This is a genomic window from Chitinophaga agrisoli, from assembly GCF_008386695.1.
Lineage (GTDB): Bacteria > Bacteroidota > Bacteroidia > Chitinophagales > Chitinophagaceae > Chitinophaga > Chitinophaga agrisoli.
The window spans coordinates 307,585-324,923 of record NZ_VUOC01000002.1; the positions used below are offsets into that span (position 1 = coordinate 307,585).

The following is a 17,339-nucleotide window of genomic DNA, read 5'->3' on the forward strand; positions in this document are numbered from 1 at the left end:
CAATTAGTTTTTTAGTTCCAGTATAACCGGTTTGTGATCGGAATACTTTGCGGTAAAATCGTCGTAGATGAATTTGCAGTACTGCATTTTCTTCAGCAGGTCTTTGCTGAGGTAGATGTAGTCGATGCGGGTATTGGAGCGGATATTGTTTTTACCATGTTGCTGGTCCCAGGTATATCCTGCATCCATAAAACCGGCGTCCCGTATATGTTGCTGTACTTCGTAATCCACCGTTTGTCCGTTCACCAGGTTAGCCACATAGGTGAATTTCCGTTCCGCCTCCTGTTGCCGTTGTACAAAATTGCTTTTGGATACACGGGCGCTGTCTATGGGTGAGAGGGAGTTAAAGTCGCCCATCATCAGCCATTTCCTGTGAGGATCGTGCAGGGCCAGGGTTTGCAGGATCTGCGCTATCTCGTTCCGGCGCTTTAAGTATTTATGCGGATTCAGGTGCAGTACACAAAAATTGTAGCCGTTAATACTGGCGGTAATAAAACCATGCGTCATGTTCTCGTTCACCTTGCGGATGTCCACTATCGGGTAGCGGGAGGTAATACCCACCGGGTAACCGCTTTCTTTTACGATCACGGCGTAGCTGTGGCCCCAGGAAGCGGCCAGTTCTTCCAGCGTTTTCTGTGTAAAGCCGTTGCACTCCTGCAGGGCTACCACATCCGGGTTTTTATCCTTTACCCAGGCTACAAACAGCTGTTTGCCAGCCGTGGTATCTGTTTTCATGCCTTCCAGTATGTTATAGCTAAGCACTTTCATGGCAGATTGCGCCATGGCCGTAATGCCGGCCAGCATCAACCATCCTATTAATAGTATAGATCTCATAGCACCGTTATTTATAGGCTTCATTGGTTAATATGCCGCCGGAGCGCACTACTTCCTTATCCGGTATGGGATAATATTCATTGTAGGGCCGCAGGTTGTTCTTTATTACATCGTATTCCGTGGCGGCCGTTTCGCTTACCACGCGGTACCAATCGCCCCAGCGCACCAGGTCCCATTTACGGCCGTATTCGCCCATCAGCTCGCGGCCTTTTTCTTTCTTCACTTCTGCCAGGAATTCCGTTTTACCGGGATAGGCTTTCAGCTCAAAATCAGGGCTGGCCCTTCTTTTTACTTCGTTGATGCATTGCATGGCCAGGTCTGTTTCGCCGGTTTCGTTGGCGGCTTCTGCCAGCATCAGCAACGCATCCGCATAACGGAATACTTTCTGGTTATTGCCATCTGCAATATTGTTCATACCGGGGCACCAGAATTTGGGCCCCATCCAGGGCTTGCCGGTACCGTTATTCTGCATAGGGCGTTTGAATAGCTGCCCGTTATACTGGGTGGACAGGATGATCTCGCGGCGCGGGTCTGTAAGATCATACAGCGACAGGAAATAGGCCGTAGGCGTAATAGAGCCGTACGGGTTAGCGTCAGCCCCGAGCTCCGGGATAGGCACGCCATCATAGATGTTAGAGCCCGCTGTTTTGGTGGGCGTACAGAAACAGGCGGTCTGACAGGTTTTCTTTATACCGTTGGCAGACCAGATATACTGTACTTCAAAAATAGATTCCGGCGTATTCTTGTTCCGGAACCAGGTATCGTTTAACGGGTACTGCGCCAATTGGCCATACACTTTACGGATCTCCTGCATGGCGGCGGCACATACATCGTACTTTTTATTCCAGAGGGCCAGCTTGCCGATCAGCATATATGCCATGGGGGCGGCTACCCTGTTCTGCAATACATCTGAGGTACGGGCCTGGGGCAGTTTGGGCGCATATTCCTGCAGCTGCGCTATCATCGAATCGCGCGTAGCGGCAGCGCTCATACGGCCCAGTTTGGCTACGGTTTCCAGCGCATTAAGGCTGTTGATGTCCTGGGTGTAATAAGGCACATCGTTAAACGTGCTGGTGAGCACATAATAATACAGGGCGCGCAGGGTAATGGCCTCCCCTATTAATGCGGGCTTATGGTCTTCTGCGATGGTTGCCTGCTGTATGCCGCTGATGGCGGCATTACAATACATGATACCGGTATAACAGGCGGTCCACACATTATCCCCCATGCCCGGGTTAGCGGGGGAGATCTCCAGGCGCGCGTCTATCTGCGTGGAGTTGAGGAAAGCCAGGTCTGTGACCGCTTCCTGCGAGATCAGCAGCTCATGGTTAAAGATGTTGTTCAGCTGCAGGTAACAGCCGTTCAACGCGGCTATACACTGGCTTTCTGATTTATAGAAGGATTCCGGGGCCACAAAGCCGGCGGTATCCTCTTCCAGGAATTTGCTGCAGCTGCTCATGCATACCATGGCTGCCAGCAATATTTGGATGATCGTTCCTTTCATAAAATATTTTTCTTAGAATTTTAATTCAGCACCAAATGTGTACGTTCTGCTATTGGGATAAGCCCCGTTGTCCATACGGCGGATGGTGGATCCATCGCTTTGGGTGGATACTTCCGGATCGTAGCCGTTATAGTATTTCCAGAGGAACAGGTTATTACCGCTCAGCGAGAGCGAGAGGGATTGCAGGCGTTGCGCGGTGATACGCGACAGGTCGAATGAATACCCGATAGACACGTTCTTAAAGCGCAGGAAAGTAGCGCTATGCACGAAGCGGTCATTGGGAATATCATCCTTAGAATCTGCCCGCGGAATATCTGAGTTAGGATTGCGGACAGGATGCCAGGCATTGACCATATAACGGAACTGGTTACTGAGATAGGTACCCGTGCCCATGAACAGCTCTACCGGGTTATAGATGCTACCACCCAGCGAGTAGTTAAAGTAAACGGAGAGGAACAGGCGTTTGTACCGGAAAGAGTTCTGCAGGCCGCCGTATACATCCGGGTCTGCATTGCCCAGGTACACCAGGTCGTTATTATCCAGCACGCCATCGTGGTTCTGGTCTATGTAGCGCTGACGGCCCGGGGAATAATAGGCCGGTGAAACAGATACATAGTTCTTATCGATCTTGCCCTGGTCTATCTCCGCCTGGTTCTTCCAGGTACCGGCGTACTGCATGCCCCACAGGGCATTGAGCGGCCGGCCTTTTTCATAACCATACATCATGTACTGGGCCCCCTGGTTGTTGTTGTAAACGGATATGCGGTCCAGGCCGCCTATATCCTCCACCATTTGTTTGTTATGCGCAATGGTGAAGGTAGTAGACCAGCCAAAATTGCGGGTGCGGATATTCTCATGCTCAATGGTGAGCTCAATGCCTTTGTTGGAAGTTTTGCCCACGTTCGCCAGGCGGGAATCGTAGCCTACCTGTGTAGGCAGCTGTACTGTCAGCAACAGGTCTGAGGTAGTGCTTTTGTACGCATCCACGGTAATGCTCAGGCGTTTGTTAAAGAGCGACAGGTCCAGGCCGGCGTTGTAGGTAGCTGTTTTTTCCCAGGTAAGACCTTCGTTGCCAATGCGGGAAGGGTAATATGCCACCGGCTGGGTACCGCCAAACAGGTAACCGCCGGTAGTAGAGGCCAGGCGGGCCAGTGACTGGTAGCGGGCAATAGCGTCGTTACCGGAGGTACCCGCGCTCAAACGGATGGCAAATTCATCCACGCCGCGCAGGCCTTTCATAAAGCGTTCATTCATCACATTCCAGCGGAAAGCGGCGGAGGGGAAATAAGCCCATTTATTATCCTTTGAGAAATTGGAAGCGCCGTCTGCGCGCATGGTGGCTGTGAAATAATACTTGTTATCGTAATTATAATTTAAACGCCCCAGGTTGGACATACGCGCCAGGTTCTCCAGGGAAGAGCCCAGCGTCACTGTTTCTTTTGAAGGCAGGGCAGACAGGTCATTGGTCTCCACATCATCCACAAAATAGCCGTTACCGCTGGCGTTAAGGCTTACAAAGTTCTTTTTCTGCAGGGTGAAGCCATACAGTACATCTATATTATGTTTGCCGCCAAAGGTATTCTTATAGCTGATGGTGTTCTCGTTCAGGATGTTGTTCTCCTCATACGTTCTTTTATAGGCATAAGCCCCGGAATTAGCCTTGATACGGGTAGGAAAGGTAGAAGGCAGGAACTGATCATCCGCGCGGGTATAATCCGCAAAAGACACCGTAGAGCGCAGTGTTACGTTGCGCAAAGGTTTTATCTCCAGGTATAACATAGAGCTCAGGTTCTTTTCCTGGCGGTCATTCTTTTTGAGCTTTACGTTGGCCAGGGGCGAGTCAAACAAGGTGCCGGTGTACCATTGCGTGTTGAAGTCGTTAAACGAGCCGTCTGGTTTATAGGCGGCAATGGTAGGCGCCAGGAACAGCGTGGAGCGGTACCAGAGGGTATTGGTGCCAATATCCGCATTATTCAGCGCCCGGTCTACCACGGAATAATTGAAGCGCACCCCGGCCTTTACAAAACGGCTGATGGTACGGTCCAGGTTCAGGCGCACCTGGTAGCGTTTTAAACCGCTGTTCAGCACAATGCCCTGGTTATTGTTATAGTTGGCGGAGAAATAGTACTGGGTAGCCTTATCGCCGCCGCTGGCAGATAACATATAGTTCTGGTAAGGCGCTTTGCGGGTGATCTCTTTTGTCCAGTTGGTGCCTTCGCCCATGATCAGCGGATCTGGGAAAGGGTATTCCTCCAGCGGTTTGGTTTGGTTGGCCACATTACTCAAATAGAACCGGTCGTTCTGCAGCTGTGCAAACTCTGTGGCATTCATAATATCCAGGAAACGGGGCAGCTCAGAATAGCCCAGGTCTGTATGGAAAGTAAAGTTGGTCTTGCCTTGTTTATCCGTACCGGATTTGGTGGTGATGATGATCACGCCGTTACTGCCGCGGGAGCCGTAAATAGCGGTGGAAGATGCATCTTTGAGCACGTTGATAGTAGCGACATCTGAAGGGTTGATCTCGTTCAGGCTCTGGATGGCATCCATCAAACCATCTACAATATACAGCGGCTCATTGCTGGCTGAAATGGAGCGGGTGCCGCGTATACGTATGGATGTGGCTGAACCGGGCTCCCCATCGGTAGATACGATCTCTGCGCCGGCAATACGGCCCTGCAACATCTGATCCACCCGGGTAACGGGTATATTCTGCAGGTCAGCTACTTTAACCGTAGACACCGCGCCGGTGAGATCAGTTTTCTTTACGCTGCCATAACCGATCACCACCACTTCGTTCATATTCTTTTTGGAAATGCTCAGCTTTATCCGTAGTGGCGCAGCGATGCCATCCAGCACAATGGACTTACGGTCGTACCCTACATAAGATACCACCAGTACATCCTTACTGTCTGCTTCAATGGTAAACGCGCCTTTCTCATTGGTTTGCACGCCACGGCCGGTACCGGCTACGGAAACAGTGGCGCCCGGCAATGGGTTGCCCTGTTCGTCTGTTACGGTGCCTCTTATGGGCGGCGCCTGTGGGGCGGCTATTATGTTACCCTCCTGTTTTACGGGCATGGGTCTTTCCTTGATGGTGATGGTGCGGCTGCTGATCTCGTAATCAATGGGCTGGTTGGCCATGATGCTCCTGAGGCATTCTTCCAGCGTTACGTTCTGCAGGGATACATCGATAGGTGTTGTTTTGGCCAGCAGCGCGGCGTTGTAGAACACTACATAACCGGTTTGTTTTTCCAGCCGGCTAAAGATCTCTTTAAAAGACAGTTGTTTGCCGCTGATGGATACCGTTTGTGCGCGTACGATAGCGCTGGCATCCATAGCTGCCAGCATAATCAACACCAGGGTGATCCTGATGAATTTTGAGCGGCGTCCCTGACCAGTGTCACGGGCAGTTCCTGTACATAGTGCCGCGGTTTTGCGGGCAACAGCGTGTAGCAATGTAAACATGATCAGTTTTAGTTATTAAGTTGAGCGCATAGTAATGACTGCTGTTGTGCAGACAACAGTGCGCGGTTTAGATGACCGGTAATCTTTTATTCTGTGATGATCAGCTTTTTACCTTCGAGCCTGCAGTGGACCTTTGAAATTTCCAGCATACGGGTAATATTTTTAAGGCTCAGGTTCCTGTCCATTTTTCCGCCAAAGCTGATGGCGGGCACGCCGTTCTCATACTGCACTTCGATATTATACCAGCGTTCCAGCTGTTTCATGACGGTTTGTACATCTGCATTGTCGAAATTAAATATGCCATTCTTCCAGGCCAGTACCTGGCTGGTATCTGCGCGGCTCACCTGTATGCCCGCAGCCGTATAGGAAAGGCTGGCCTGGTAGCCGGGCTGCAGTACCCGGCTGTTATTACCGATACCATTTACCTGTACGCGGCCGCTGATCAGCGTGGCCGTAATAGCGCTTTCATTATCGTAGGCATTGATATTAAAGGCAGTGCCCAATACCTGTACGGTCGTATTATTGGCCAGCTTTACACGGAAAGGTTTGGCGGCATCCGGCCGGATGTCAAAATAGGCCTCTCCCGTAAGGGTCACGATCCTTTCGTTACCTGCAAAACGGGTAGGGAACGTAATGGAGCTGGCAGCATTTAACCATACCGCGCTTCCATCCGGCAGTACCAGCTGAAACAGCCTGCCCCTTGGCGTGCTAAGCGTGTTGTAGCTGACCGTGCCGGCATTCTGCGCATCGTATGCCAGCGTGCCTTGTGATAACATGACCCGGGCGCCGCCCTGACTGGCCAGCAACCCTTTCCGGGCGCTATCCAGCGTAAGCTTGCTGCCATCTCCCAACGTAAGCACCGCGCCATGTGTAGCCGGTGGCAGATCCTGTAAGGCTACCGCCTGTATGGTATTTGCCGGTTTGGAAACCGGTTGTAAGAAATACAATATGGCTGCGCCAACAGGCAATAATATGGCCGCCGCCCAGCGGGCAAACATCACCAGCCTGCCGCGCCGTTGTTTGCGCGGGGCGCTTTGCAGCAGTACAGACAGTATTTCATCTGCCCGGTGCGCCGGCACTGCAATTTCCACAGCAGGATCATCCACAGCGGCTACAACCTCATCTGCCATCTGTTGCAGGGTTGCATCGTGTTCACCGGTTGCCATCATGGCAAATAAACGTTCCCTTTCCTGCTCGGTACAGGATCGTTCCATAAATTTCCGGAATAACACTTCAAATTCAGACATATGATGCATTGCTTAGCCAGTACTAGCTGGTTTACTATAAGAGACGAAGAAAAAAAACGGATGGGTCAGTTGGAGGGAAAAAAATTTTTATAACAGCTCTTTCAGGAGCATCAGCGCAGCGGCTACCCCTAAACGGGTAAGGCAATAGGTACGGATCACCTGCATAGCCTCTGACAGGTGGCGTTTAACGGTTTCCGGCGACAGATTGAGCTCCGCGGCTGCTTCCTGCCGTTTAAAACCCTGTTCCTTGATCAGGTGATATACTTTCTTCTGTTGTGGCGAGAGCCGGGAAATGGCTTGCTGTAATATTAACCGGTATTCTTTTTCCTGCAGGCGGCCGGCCGGGTGATCGGTGGCCTGCAGCAGCAGATCGTTATCATCCGGTATAGGCGTGGCAGTATGCTGCGCAGCCATTTGCCGCAGCATGCTGAGCGCCCTGTTGCGGGTGATGGTAAACAGCCAGGCACGGAAATGCATGACCGCCGTAAGCTCCTCCCGTTTCATCCATACCTGCAGGAATACATCCAGCAGGATCTCTTCCGCCACCGGCACGGAGACCGTTAAACGGTAAGCAATGGTGTAGACCTTGTTCCTGTATAAGTGAAAAATTTCGCTAAAGGCCTTTTCGTCCCCAGCCGCCACGGCGTTTAGCAGGCTACGCTCGTCCATTACTTTCTGAACAGACATCACATTGGATTTTGGTTACAAATATAGTATCGCAGGTAAGAAACGCTACCAGCTACAGTGCGCCCGCGCTATCCCCATTTATTGAAACATTCATCAGCCGCAGGCTCTAAACCCTTTCTGTTATTGCTATTACGCCAGCCTATCATTACGTGGATCCATGCTGTAAGGGCGGTCTAAATTAATAATTAAATAACATTCATGCATAGTGGAGGCAAATATTGTATTTTTAGCACATGGGACATCCTTTTGCGCGTATATTCTTCCTTCCTGTTACGGTTTTGCTGTTATCGTGCGGTAATAACCCGCCCGCCAAAAAGCCGGTTTACCTTAGCGTACCGGCGGAGCATATTGTAGCCACTAAAGACCAGCAGGACAGGCGGATGCGGTCAGAGGCTTATTGTACCGTACATGAAGTGCCTGTTTATATCAATCCCAACTCAATGTTCACGGACGCGGAGAGCAGCGTGACCATCCGCACAAAAGACGAGATCGCGGACCGGGCCATAGGTTTGTTTTATGCCGGTATGAAAAGCGGCAACCTGGAGCCGCAGTTTATGGACGAGATGAACCAAAAGTTTGATGCCGTAAACAAATTAACACAACAGGAAAAGGAATTCATATTTGCGCCTGCGCCTACTCCTCAGCAAACCGCCAATGCGGACTGGGGCTATGAGAGCCTGCATGTGCTGCTTTGGGCACTTGGTTATATAGATTCGCTGGACTATCCCAGCCACACCTGTGATGTGGACCTGGACACTAAGATCATGTTCAATACCTCGGATATGCCATTCCGCGAGCAGGCAAAATTGCGCAGCAAGCAGGAGATACTGGACCAGGCAGACCTGATATTGCGGCTGCACTGGGCTTGTGTAGAAGCCAGGCTGGCCAATAAAGCGGCGCCCGGTAAGCTGAATGAGGAAGTAGTGATGGAACGGCACCGGGCTTTAAACTGGCTGATACGTTATGGTAATGCGGGCTGGGACGAGGTGCCTACTGACACGTGATCCCTACCTGTTCTCCATCCACGTTAAAAACGTATGCGCTTTCTCTTTTGTCACCAACAACTTATCTACATTAGGGAATACCAACCGCACAAACAGCTTGCGCGCATAATAATGCTCCACTTCTTTAATAGCCGTGAAATTGATAAGGTACTGCCGGTTAAGGCGGAAAAACTGCTCTTCCGGTAACATGGCATGCACCTGGTCCAGCGATTGGCTGATGGCATACTCCTTCTGATCGAAAGTACGGATCATCACCACATCGTTTTTGATATAAAAAAAAGCGATGGTATCTGTGGGTACGGAGATGTATTTGTTCTGGGTATAGACCAGGAAGCTCTTTTTGCCCGAGGCCGGCGACAGCTTCGCCAATAAGTTATTCAGGTCTGGCTGCTCTTTCTGGAAGAAGTTCTTAAACTCGTCCACCTTCTTAAAAGCGGCGGCAATATCTTCCTTAGAGAAAGGTTTTAACACATAGTCTATTCCATTGGCTTTAAATGCCTCCAGTGAATATTCATCAAAAGCGGTACAGAATACTACGGGGCTGGTGATCTTTACGGCTTTGAAGATCTCAAAACAAAGACCATCGGCCAGCTGGATATCCATAAAGATCAGGTCAGGCTGCGGGTTTGCCGAAAACCAGGCCACGGCGCTTTCTATACTATCCGGCTGGGCCACTATCACCGCTTCCGGTTTGATAGCTGTGATCATGGCGGTCAGCGACCTGGCCGCTTTTATTTCGTCCTCAATAATTATAATTTTCATGTATCAGCGGCAATTTTACTTTAAAGATATTGTTACTGGCATCTATTGTTACTTTCTGATCGAGCAAATGTAAGTAACGCTGGTTAATATTTTCCAGCCCTACCCCGGTAGAGGTATCGGGCGTTTTCTTTAACTGTATGGGGTTCTCTATCACAATACAATTGTTCTCGACATATAAGCGGATACGCAGCGGATTGGAGCGGGATACCACGTTATGCTTAACACAGTTTTCAATTAACAGCTGCAGCGTGAACGGCGGCACCCAGGTATTGTAGTATTGTTCTGCTATATCGTTGGAGAGGTCTATGCTTTCCTCAAAACGCGCTTTTAGCAGGAACATATAAGCCTCTATGATCTCTATTTCATCTGAGAGATGTATCAGGTCTGATTTACGGCTTTCCAGCGTGTACCGGTAAAAGTCTGATAGTTTCAGGATAAAGTCCACCGTTTGTTTATCACCGGTTTCCGCCATGGATTTCAGCGTATTCAGGCTGTTGAAGAGAAAATGCGGGTTGATCTGGTTTTTCAGCAGCTCATATTGGGCGCCCAGGTTATCCGTTTTCATACGTTCCAGCTCTACCGCCACCTGCTCGTTATGATAGCTTTGATATAACAGATGCAGGAACATAAAGAACATGAGGTTGATCAAGATACCGCGCACCTCCACCATCAGCATTACCGGGCCAAACTCCAGGTATGACAGCAGCAGCTGCTGGCCGTAAGCCAGTATATACATCACTATGGTTCCTATTGCCAGGCTACGCAGCAGGCGGAATATAGAAAACTCCTTCCGCCCTTCCTGTGCATTGAACCGCGGCAGGGTATAGATATTATAATACCATACAAATAAAGAAAAAAGGAAGGTAAGGCCTGAATTAAGCAGTGTCTCCTTCAGGTTAAAATGCTGCTCTGCGATCTTGGGCACAGAGGCGATCACCCCCAGGAAGAGGGAGCTTAACCAGATAATTGCGGGAGATACTTTAAATGTTTTCCTGATCATAATATATACTGTCCTTAAGGGATTACAGCTACCCTTGCGTCAAAAATAAGGCTAATTCCGGCCTGTTTATCAAAAAGATACGCTCCTGTGGCGGCGCCAGATCTTTTACCGGCCTTACATCGAAACTACTTACTCCATAACAGGGCGCCATCAATTATTACCCCAGGACAGACGGATAAGGGGGTGAAACGGACAGTTTCTGCCGTGAAAAAATGGGGGGTATGGCCTTGAATTTTCGGGCGCAGAAATGGCCGGTTCGGGATTTACTTCGTCCACCTGCGGTACTTGTTGCTTTGCCATGGACCTGCACCGGGGTAGTTTTGGGTCATCAAATTAAAAAAACAAAAAAAACATCATGGAAACGAACAACATCACCACCATCGAAAAAGTATTGTACACGGGTAAAACCCATACCACCGGCGGCCGCGAAGGCGCATCTGTAAGCACCGACGGACAGCTTGATATTAAGTTATCCACCCCCGGCGCCAAACGCCCCGGCACTAACCCGGAACAATTGTTTGCCGCTGGCTGGTCCGCCTGTTTTATTGGCGCAATGGGCATTGCAGCCGGCGCTATGAAAATAACCTTCCCTGCGGATGCAGCCGTAGATGCAGAAGTAGACCTGGGTACCGCCGGCAATGGTTATTTCCTGCAGGCCCGTTTAAATGTAAGCCTGCCCGGTCTTGACCAGGCAACCGCACAGGCACTGGTAGACGCCGCCCACCAGACCTGTCCTTATTCCAAAGCCACCAGGGGCAATATTAATGTATCTATTAACCTGATCTAAGCATCACCGCATCATGAAAAAACACCTCCTCCTCGCCGCCATGCTGCTGGCAGGCATCAGTTATCAAACAAAGGCACAAGTGCCCGGGCTGCCCAACAGCAGCGCCACGCAAACCGTTATCCAGGAACTGGGATTGGGTAAAATAACCGTCTCCTACTCCCGGCCCAATGTAAAAGGCCGTAAAATATTCGGCGGGCTGGTACCCTATGGGCAGGTTTGGAGAACCGGCGCCAATACGGCCACCAGTATCAGCTTTTCTGAAGATGTGATCATTGAGGGCCACAACATAGCTGCAGGCGAATATGCCTTGTTCAGCATACCGGAAAAAGACGCCTGGACCATTATCCTAAATAAAGCTACCGGACAATGGGGCGCTTATAAATATGATCAGGGGGCTGATGTGTTGCGGTTTAAGGTAAAAACAGCGCAGGCTGCCGCCAGACAGGAATCCTTTACCATACAATTCGCCAACAGCAGTACCGAAACAGTTGACCTGAGTCTTTCCTGGGATCATACTACTGCCGCCGTACATGTGCAAGCCAATGACGACGCCAGGATCACGGCCAATATTGAACAGCTGATGGAAGGAAAAGATATATCCAACCTTATCTACTTTAATTCGATCCAATATTTTGTGCTGCATAAAAAGGACAGTGATAAAGCTTTAGGCTGGGCAGCCAGGGCGCAAAAGGATTTCCCGAAGAACGCCGCCTTTGAGCTGTTTGAATCCCGCCTGCGCCTGCGCAAAGGCGATAAAGCCGGCGCCCGGGCCGCAGCGGAAAAAGGGATCCAGGTGGCAAAAGAGAACAAGTCAGGAGAATATGTAATGCTGAACCAGGAAGCGCTGGCACTGGCAAAAGACTGATAGCTATAATAACATACCGGGGCTGCGCCCTGGTATGTTCATCCGCTCAAACTTAAAAAAGATATTATGAAATCGATATTTGCATTTATTGGGGCGCTGCTTTTACACTTCACGGCCAGCAGCCAGATATTGCAGCCGGTTACCTGGAGTTATGCCGCCAAAAAGACCTCTGCTACCACCGCTACGGTTTTTATAAAGGCTACGCTGCAGGATGGCTGGCATATTTATGCGCAGGAAATGAAAGGCGCAGGGCCGGTAAAGACCAGCTTTACTTTTACACCTGCCGCCAGCTTTCAGCTAAAGGGCCAGGTAACAGCCCCTGCCCCGCTCACTAAATATGAAAAAGCTTTTGATACGGATGTAAACTATTACGAGCACTCCGTTATCTTCCAGCAAAACATACAATTAACCGGCGGCAAAGCCACGGTAAAGGGCGCTGTTGCGTACATGATATGCAGTAACCTGCAATGTTTACCCCCGGCCACCAAAGAATTCTCCATCCCCATTAACTAATCATCAAAACCCAAAGACATGAGATCCTTTAGCGTATTTATAATCACCATCGCCTTATTAGGCGTATCTGCGGTTACCACCGCATTTCTGAACATGCATTATGAAAAGAAAGCCATCAAACAGATACAAACCATGAAAGATAATAAAGGTTTTGCCGTAGTGGAGCTTTTCACCTCCGAAGGTTGCTCCAGCTGTCCGCCGGCTGATGAGCTGCTGGAAAGCATACAGCGCGATAATAAAAACAAGGAGCTTTATTTACTGGCCTTCCATGTGGACTACTGGGATCACCAGGGCTGGAAAGACCGTTTCAGCGATCATGCCTATACAGAAAGGCAGCTGCAGTATGTGAACTGGCTGCGTTTGTCTACCGCCTACACCCCCCAGATCGTAGTGAACGGTTCCGCGGAGTATATAGGCTCTTCCCAGGGCGAGGTATTAAAAGCCATATCCGCCGGCCTTAGCCAGCAAAGCAACAATACATTGACCCTGAACGGCCGCATTAGCGGTAACGAGCTGGCTGTGACCTACGATGGCGCAGGCGCCGATAAAAAGACGGAACTGGTACTTGCACTGGTACAGCGCTCTGCGCACAGCAATGTAAAGGGCGGCGAAAATACCGGCAGGCAGCTTACCCATGTACAGGTCGTACGCCAGCTGCGCGAAGTGGACATCAACAGTAAAAAAGCCATCACCCTGGACCTACCCAATGATTTCGATAAAAACAGCTTTGAGCTCGTAGGTTTTGTACAGGATAAACGGGATGGGCATATTACCGCAGCAGCCAGGGCTGTGCTCGAATAAGCGGATGTACCCACAGGATCGATGTATTATATAAAACAGGAACAATGAAAACGTACATACCTCTCCTATTGCTGCTGCTTTGCTTACTAGCAGGGCCTTCATTTGCAGCCATTACCCAGACGCCGGACACGGTGAGCAGCGAAGGGTTAAGTTTTACACCGGTAGCAGATACCCTGACCATTGAACCAGCGGAAAATGAGGCTACCGTGTCGACCGCGCCACCGCTGAGCCTTTGGGCCACCTTCTTGGGCGGTTTCCTGGGCGGTTTTGCAGCGCTGTTATTACCCTGTATATTTCCCATGCTGCCGCTGACGGTAGGCTTCTTTACCAAACGGCATAAAGACCGGAAAAAGGGCATACTGGACGCCATGGTATATGGCCTTTCCATTATCCTGATCTATGTGGGCCTGGGTATGCTGATCACTATCTCGTTTGGGTCGGATGCGCTGAACGCCCTTTCCACCAACGGTATCTTTAACTTTATCTTCTTTGTGCTGCTGGTGGTATTTGCGGCCTCCTTTTTTGGCGCATTCGAAATAAGCCTGCCCAATAAATGGCTGAATAAAGCGGAAGAGAATACCGGGCGTAAGGGCTTTGCGGGGATCTTTTTTATGGCGGCGGTGCTGGCCCTGGTGTCCTTTAGCTGTACGGGGCCTATTATTGGCACCCTGCTGGTGCAGGCCGCCACTTCTGGCGCACGCCTGGGCCCCGCAATAGGCATGCTGGGATTTTCGCTGGCATTATCACTGCCGTTTGTACTTTTTGCGCTGTTCCCTTCCTGGCTTAAAAGTCTTCCTAAATCCGGCGGCTGGTTAAATAGCGTGAAGGTGTGCCTGGGTTTCCTGGAGCTGGGGCTGGCCCTGAAGTTCCTGAGTAATGTGGACCTTACTTACCGCTGGCATTTCCTGGACCGGGAGGTTTTCCTGGTGCTGTGGATCGTGATCGCCGCATTGGCGGGATTTTACCTGCTGGGCAAACTGCAGTTTGGGCATGACAGCCCGGTAACGCATGTTACCGTACCCCGGCTTTTTCTTTCCATTGTCGTGTTCTCCTTTACCATATACATGATACCCGGTTTGTGGGGCGCGCCGTTAAAATCTATTGCTGCTTTTTTACCCCCGCAATCCGGTCAGGATTTTGACCTGTATACGCCTTTGTTATCATCCGGCAGCAGCACGGCGCAGGTAGCTGAAACGCAGCCGCGTAAGTATGAAAAGCTGTTTGACCGCCCGCTGCACTTAGATCCATTTTTCGATTACCAGGAAGGGCTGGCCTATGCCCGCAAAGTACATAAACCGGTGCTGATCGATTTTACCGGGCATGCCTGTGTAAACTGCCGGAAGATGGAAGCCAGTGTTTGGCCAGATGCGAAAGTATTGCCCCTGCTCCGGGATGATTATGTGCTGATCCAATTGTATGTGGATGATAAAACCGCCCTGCCGGCGGCGGAACAATATATAAGCAGCTTTAGTCACCGGAAGATCACCACCATTGGCGCATTGAACAGTGATATACAAGCTACCCGCTTTAAAGCCAATGCCCAGCCTTTTTATGTGTTGCTGAACCCTGCCACGCAAGTACCGCTGGTACCCCCTCAGGGAACGGACTATGATCCGGGCAGCTATTATCGTTATCTGGCATCCGGTTTGCAAGCATTCCAGCCGCTTTAAACAATATTTCTTCCTATTTTCATCTATAAAACAGTGAACGGTATCATGAATAAACAATATGGACTTTTAGCTTTGTGCCTGGTATTTTTCCTGCAGCTTAGCGCACAGGGCCTGCAGCCGGGTAAATGGCGCGCCGTACTGCACCGCGCAGACGGGCATCACATTCCTTTTGAATTAGACATCCAACAACAACAGCAACAATACACCGTGTTTATTGTAAACGGAAAGGAAAGGGTTAATGCGGGCAAAGCCAGCCTGCGGCAGGACTCCCTTATTTTCAGCCTGCCTGTATTTGAATCTGATTTTAAAGCCAGGATCATTTCCCGGGATAGCATCAGCGGCGTATGGATCAGCGGCGGGCCCAATGGCGATGTGCTGTTACCGTTTACCGCTGTGGCAGGACAGGCCCGCTTTAGGGCTGCCGCTGCGAGTAAGCCGGCTGCCATACAGGGTAAATGGCGCTTTACCTTTACCCGGGCCAACCAAACCAAGCGGCAGGCCATTGGCCAGTTTGCGCAGCAGGGCGCCGCTGTTTCCGGCTCTGTGCTAACGCCGGCGGCAGACTACCGCTACCTGAATGGTATTATTACCAATGACTCCCTGTTCCTCTCCACTTTTGATGGCGCACATGCCATTCTGCTGGCCGCCCGGCTGCATCCGGATAGCCTGAATGGCGTTTATTACGCCGGCACAGCGGCTACTGAACGGTGGACCGCCGTAAAAACGGACAGTGTGACCCTTACGGCTGCTGTTACTAAAGTAAAGGAAGGCAGTGATGGCAAGGTGGATTTCAACTTCCGCGACCTGGATGGCCATCCGGTATCCCTGCAAAGCGAACGGTATAAGGGCAAAGTGGTGATACTGCAGCTGATGGGCTCCTGGTGCCCGAATTGTATGGATGAAACGGCGTTTTTAAGCGAGTATTATGCGAAAAATAAACAGCGGGGCGTAGAGATCATTGCCCTGGCCTATGAGCAGAGCACCGATAGTATACGCTCCCATAATAGCCTCCGGAAATTCCAGACCCGGTTTAATGTGCAGTATCCCATGCTGAATACCGGCGTGGCGGTAGGTGATCCGCAGCGTACGGAAAAAACGCTGCCGCAGTTAACGGAGATCAAGGTATTCCCTACTTCTGTGATATTGGACAAAAATGGCGTGGTAAGAGAGGTGGAGACGACATTTTATGGCCCGGGCGCGGGGGAGTATCACCAGCGGTTTAAGGCGAAGTTTGAGAAAACGGTGGATGAGTTGCTGGAGGAGCAGTAGGAGACTGCGTAAATAGATTAAGGATAGCCCTGATGCGGTTGCATCAGGGCTTTTTAATTTAGTTACTGTTACGGGCGGAAGGCTTCAGCAGGCCCATCTTATCATACAGGTGTAAGGTGCGCACGCTTACCCGTGCCAGTCTGGCCAGCTTTTTAACAGAATAGTTGTCCATCGTTTGGATTTATACCTTATGAGGGCAGATATAGGGTATGACCTAAGGGGAGAGTCAAGAGGGAAGGCCTGTTTTTTTGAAAAAAAGTTGGCAAAGGCTCCGGCGAGCGGCTATCCTGACCACGATCAGCCACCCGCATGAACTTCATCATTTCCCTCCACTATGCCAGCCCATACCTTTGCCCCCTCACTATCCATGGCGCCCGTTTGTAAACTGATGATGCAATGAAAGGTATAATTATTTACAAAGGGAAATATGGGGCTACCCGGCAATACGCAGACTGGCTCAGTAGCGCCCTGGATTTTTATGCGGTAGAAGCGGGATATGAATACCAGGAACAGCTGGCCCTCTGCTCCTATATTATCATCGGCACCAGTGTTTACCTGGGCAAGTTCCAGCTGCGTGGCTGGCTCCGGAAACACCGCCAGCTGCTGGCGGGCAAAAAACTGTTCCTGTTCGTCGTAACCGGCACGCCCCTGCACGAAAAAAACAAACTGCTGGCCTATTATCAAACCAATATGCCGGCGGAGCTCCGGGATAAATGCCAGTACTATTTTGTGCCCGGTAAATTAACAGTGAGGCAGCTATCACCGGTGGACCGGCTGGTACTCCGGGTGGGCGCCTGGTTAACGCAGCGGAACGGCAATAAGATCACCCTGGAGGACTACAACGGGGTAAAAAGGGAATATATCGTACCCCTGCTCAATGCGGTAAAAGGCGCGCAATTACCGCCCCATCCGCTGTACAGGGCGAAATAAT

16 protein-coding genes are annotated in these 17,339 nt (G+C 50.5%); 8 read left to right on the forward strand and 8 right to left on the reverse strand.

Features of this window, described 5'->3' with window-relative positions:
- Positions 1-3 precede the first annotated feature (3 nt).
- From F0L74_RS08685 to F0L74_RS08705, 5 genes are all read right to left on the reverse strand, one after another.
- The gene (locus F0L74_RS08685) at positions 4-834 is read right to left on the reverse strand and encodes an endonuclease/exonuclease/phosphatase family protein (protein ID WP_213086928.1); all 831 of its coding nucleotides are present in this window, start codon (positions 832-834) and stop codon (positions 4-6) included.
- Positions 835-841: 7 nt separating this feature from the next.
- On the reverse strand, positions 842-2,338 hold the full coding sequence (locus tag F0L74_RS08690; RefSeq protein ID WP_149837473.1) for a RagB/SusD family nutrient uptake outer membrane protein: 1,497 nt from the start codon (positions 2,336-2,338) through the stop codon (positions 842-844).
- Between the two features lie 12 nt (positions 2,339-2,350).
- Complete coding sequence (locus F0L74_RS08695) at positions 2,351-5,803, reverse strand: TonB-dependent receptor (protein ID WP_246197663.1); 3,453 nt, start codon at positions 5,801-5,803, stop codon at positions 2,351-2,353.
- 86 nt (positions 5,804-5,889) lie between these two features.
- Positions 5,890-7,017 carry a FecR family protein gene (locus F0L74_RS08700; protein ID WP_188315920.1) on the reverse strand — a complete coding sequence of 376 codons (1,128 nt, stop codon included), beginning with the start codon at positions 7,015-7,017 and terminating at the stop codon, positions 5,890-5,892.
- 120 nt (positions 7,018-7,137) lie between these two features.
- Entirely contained in the window at positions 7,138-7,737 is a 600-nt protein-coding gene (locus F0L74_RS08705; RefSeq protein ID WP_149837475.1) for an RNA polymerase sigma factor, read from the reverse strand.
- Between the two features lie 233 nt (positions 7,738-7,970).
- Here F0L74_RS08705 and F0L74_RS08710 point away from each other — a divergent pair, with 233 nt between their 5' ends.
- Entirely contained in the window at positions 7,971-8,741 is a 771-nt protein-coding gene (locus F0L74_RS08710) for a DUF4272 domain-containing protein (protein ID WP_149837476.1), read from the forward strand.
- Positions 8,742-8,744: 3 nt separating this feature from the next.
- Here the strand turns inward: F0L74_RS08710 and F0L74_RS08715 are convergent, their stop codons facing one another.
- Positions 8,745-9,503: a LytR/AlgR family response regulator transcription factor gene (locus F0L74_RS08715; RefSeq protein ID WP_149837477.1), complete on the reverse strand. Its 759-nt coding sequence runs from the start codon at positions 9,501-9,503 to the stop codon at positions 8,745-8,747.
- Positions 9,484-10,503, reverse strand: a complete 1,020-nt coding sequence (locus tag F0L74_RS08720) for a sensor histidine kinase (RefSeq protein ID WP_188315921.1) — start codon at positions 10,501-10,503, stop codon at positions 9,484-9,486. The genes F0L74_RS08715 and F0L74_RS08720 overlap by 20 nt, the downstream gene beginning before the upstream one ends.
- A 355-nt stretch (positions 10,504-10,858) precedes the next feature.
- Here F0L74_RS08720 and F0L74_RS08725 point away from each other — a divergent pair, with 355 nt between their 5' ends.
- From F0L74_RS08725 to F0L74_RS08750, 6 genes are all read left to right on the forward strand, one after another.
- A complete protein-coding gene (locus tag F0L74_RS08725; protein WP_149837479.1) occupies positions 10,859-11,290 on the forward strand; it encodes an organic hydroperoxide resistance protein in 432 nt (143 codons plus the stop codon).
- 13 nt (positions 11,291-11,303) lie between these two features.
- Positions 11,304-12,155, forward strand: a complete 852-nt coding sequence (locus F0L74_RS08730; protein ID WP_149837480.1) for a DUF2911 domain-containing protein — start codon at positions 11,304-11,306, stop codon at positions 12,153-12,155.
- A 66-nt stretch (positions 12,156-12,221) separates the two neighbouring features.
- Complete coding sequence (locus F0L74_RS08735; protein ID WP_149837481.1) at positions 12,222-12,668, forward strand: protein-disulfide reductase DsbD N-terminal domain-containing protein; 447 nt, start codon at positions 12,222-12,224, stop codon at positions 12,666-12,668.
- A gap of 18 nt (positions 12,669-12,686) precedes the next feature.
- Positions 12,687-13,469 carry a DUF1223 domain-containing protein gene (locus tag F0L74_RS08740; RefSeq protein WP_149837482.1) on the forward strand — a complete coding sequence of 261 codons (783 nt, stop codon included), beginning with the start codon at positions 12,687-12,689 and terminating at the stop codon, positions 13,467-13,469.
- Between the two features lie 44 nt (positions 13,470-13,513).
- Positions 13,514-15,139, forward strand: a complete 1,626-nt coding sequence (locus tag F0L74_RS08745) for a protein-disulfide reductase DsbD family protein (RefSeq protein WP_149837483.1) — start codon at positions 13,514-13,516, stop codon at positions 15,137-15,139.
- A gap of 45 nt (positions 15,140-15,184) precedes the next feature.
- Positions 15,185-16,408: a peroxiredoxin family protein gene (locus tag F0L74_RS08750; protein ID WP_149837484.1), complete on the forward strand. Its 1,224-nt coding sequence runs from the start codon at positions 15,185-15,187 to the stop codon at positions 16,406-16,408.
- Positions 16,409-16,466: 58 nt separating this feature from the next.
- On the opposite strand, the gene F0L74_RS08755 is transcribed toward F0L74_RS08750, so the two are convergent.
- Positions 16,467-16,580 (reverse strand): MerR family DNA-binding transcriptional regulator, encoded by a 114-nt coding sequence (locus tag F0L74_RS08755; protein ID WP_149837485.1) that lies wholly within the window; start codon positions 16,578-16,580, stop codon positions 16,467-16,469.
- Between the two features lie 224 nt (positions 16,581-16,804).
- On the opposite strand from F0L74_RS08755, the gene F0L74_RS08760 reads away from it, so the two are divergent.
- Positions 16,805-17,338 (forward strand): flavodoxin domain-containing protein, encoded by a 534-nt coding sequence (locus F0L74_RS08760; RefSeq protein WP_149837486.1) that lies wholly within the window; start codon positions 16,805-16,807, stop codon positions 17,336-17,338.
- Position 17,339 lies beyond the last annotated feature (1 nt).

What these genes read in the sequence shown, in the direction of transcription:
- F0L74_RS08685 (WP_213086928.1), bottom strand. Translation starts at nt 834, where the DNA reads ATGAGATCTATACTATTAATAGGATGGTTGATGCTGGCCGGCATTACG.
- F0L74_RS08690 (WP_149837473.1), bottom strand. Translation starts at nt 2,338, where the DNA reads ATGAAAGGAACGATCATCCAAATATTGCTGGCAGCCATGGTATGCATG.
- F0L74_RS08695 (WP_246197663.1), bottom strand. Translation starts at nt 5,803, where the DNA reads ATGTTTACATTGCTACACGCTGTTGCCCGCAAAACCGCGGCACTATGT.
- F0L74_RS08700 (WP_188315920.1), bottom strand. Translation starts at nt 7,017, where the DNA reads ATGGAACGATCCTGTACCGAGCAGGAAAGGGAACGTTTATTTGCCATG.
- F0L74_RS08705 (WP_149837475.1), bottom strand. Translation starts at nt 7,737, where the DNA reads ATGTCTGTTCAGAAAGTAATGGACGAGCGTAGCCTGCTAAACGCCGTG.
- F0L74_RS08710 (WP_149837476.1), top strand. Translation starts at nt 7,971, where the DNA reads ATGGGACATCCTTTTGCGCGTATATTCTTCCTTCCTGTTACGGTTTTG.
- F0L74_RS08715 (WP_149837477.1), bottom strand. Translation starts at nt 9,503, where the DNA reads ATGAAAATTATAATTATTGAGGACGAAATAAAAGCGGCCAGGTCGCTG.
- F0L74_RS08720 (WP_188315921.1), bottom strand. Translation starts at nt 10,503, where the DNA reads ATGATCAGGAAAACATTTAAAGTATCTCCCGCAATTATCTGGTTAAGC.
- F0L74_RS08725 (WP_149837479.1), top strand. Translation starts at nt 10,859, where the DNA reads ATGGAAACGAACAACATCACCACCATCGAAAAAGTATTGTACACGGGT.
- F0L74_RS08730 (WP_149837480.1), top strand. Translation starts at nt 11,304, where the DNA reads ATGAAAAAACACCTCCTCCTCGCCGCCATGCTGCTGGCAGGCATCAGT.
- F0L74_RS08735 (WP_149837481.1), top strand. Translation starts at nt 12,222, where the DNA reads ATGAAATCGATATTTGCATTTATTGGGGCGCTGCTTTTACACTTCACG.
- F0L74_RS08740 (WP_149837482.1), top strand. Translation starts at nt 12,687, where the DNA reads ATGAGATCCTTTAGCGTATTTATAATCACCATCGCCTTATTAGGCGTA.
- F0L74_RS08745 (WP_149837483.1), top strand. Translation starts at nt 13,514, where the DNA reads ATGAAAACGTACATACCTCTCCTATTGCTGCTGCTTTGCTTACTAGCA.
- F0L74_RS08750 (WP_149837484.1), top strand. Translation starts at nt 15,185, where the DNA reads ATGAATAAACAATATGGACTTTTAGCTTTGTGCCTGGTATTTTTCCTG.
- F0L74_RS08755 (WP_149837485.1), bottom strand. Translation starts at nt 16,580, where the DNA reads ATGGACAACTATTCTGTTAAAAAGCTGGCCAGACTGGCACGGGTAAGC.
- F0L74_RS08760 (WP_149837486.1), top strand. Translation starts at nt 16,805, where the DNA reads ATGAAAGGTATAATTATTTACAAAGGGAAATATGGGGCTACCCGGCAA.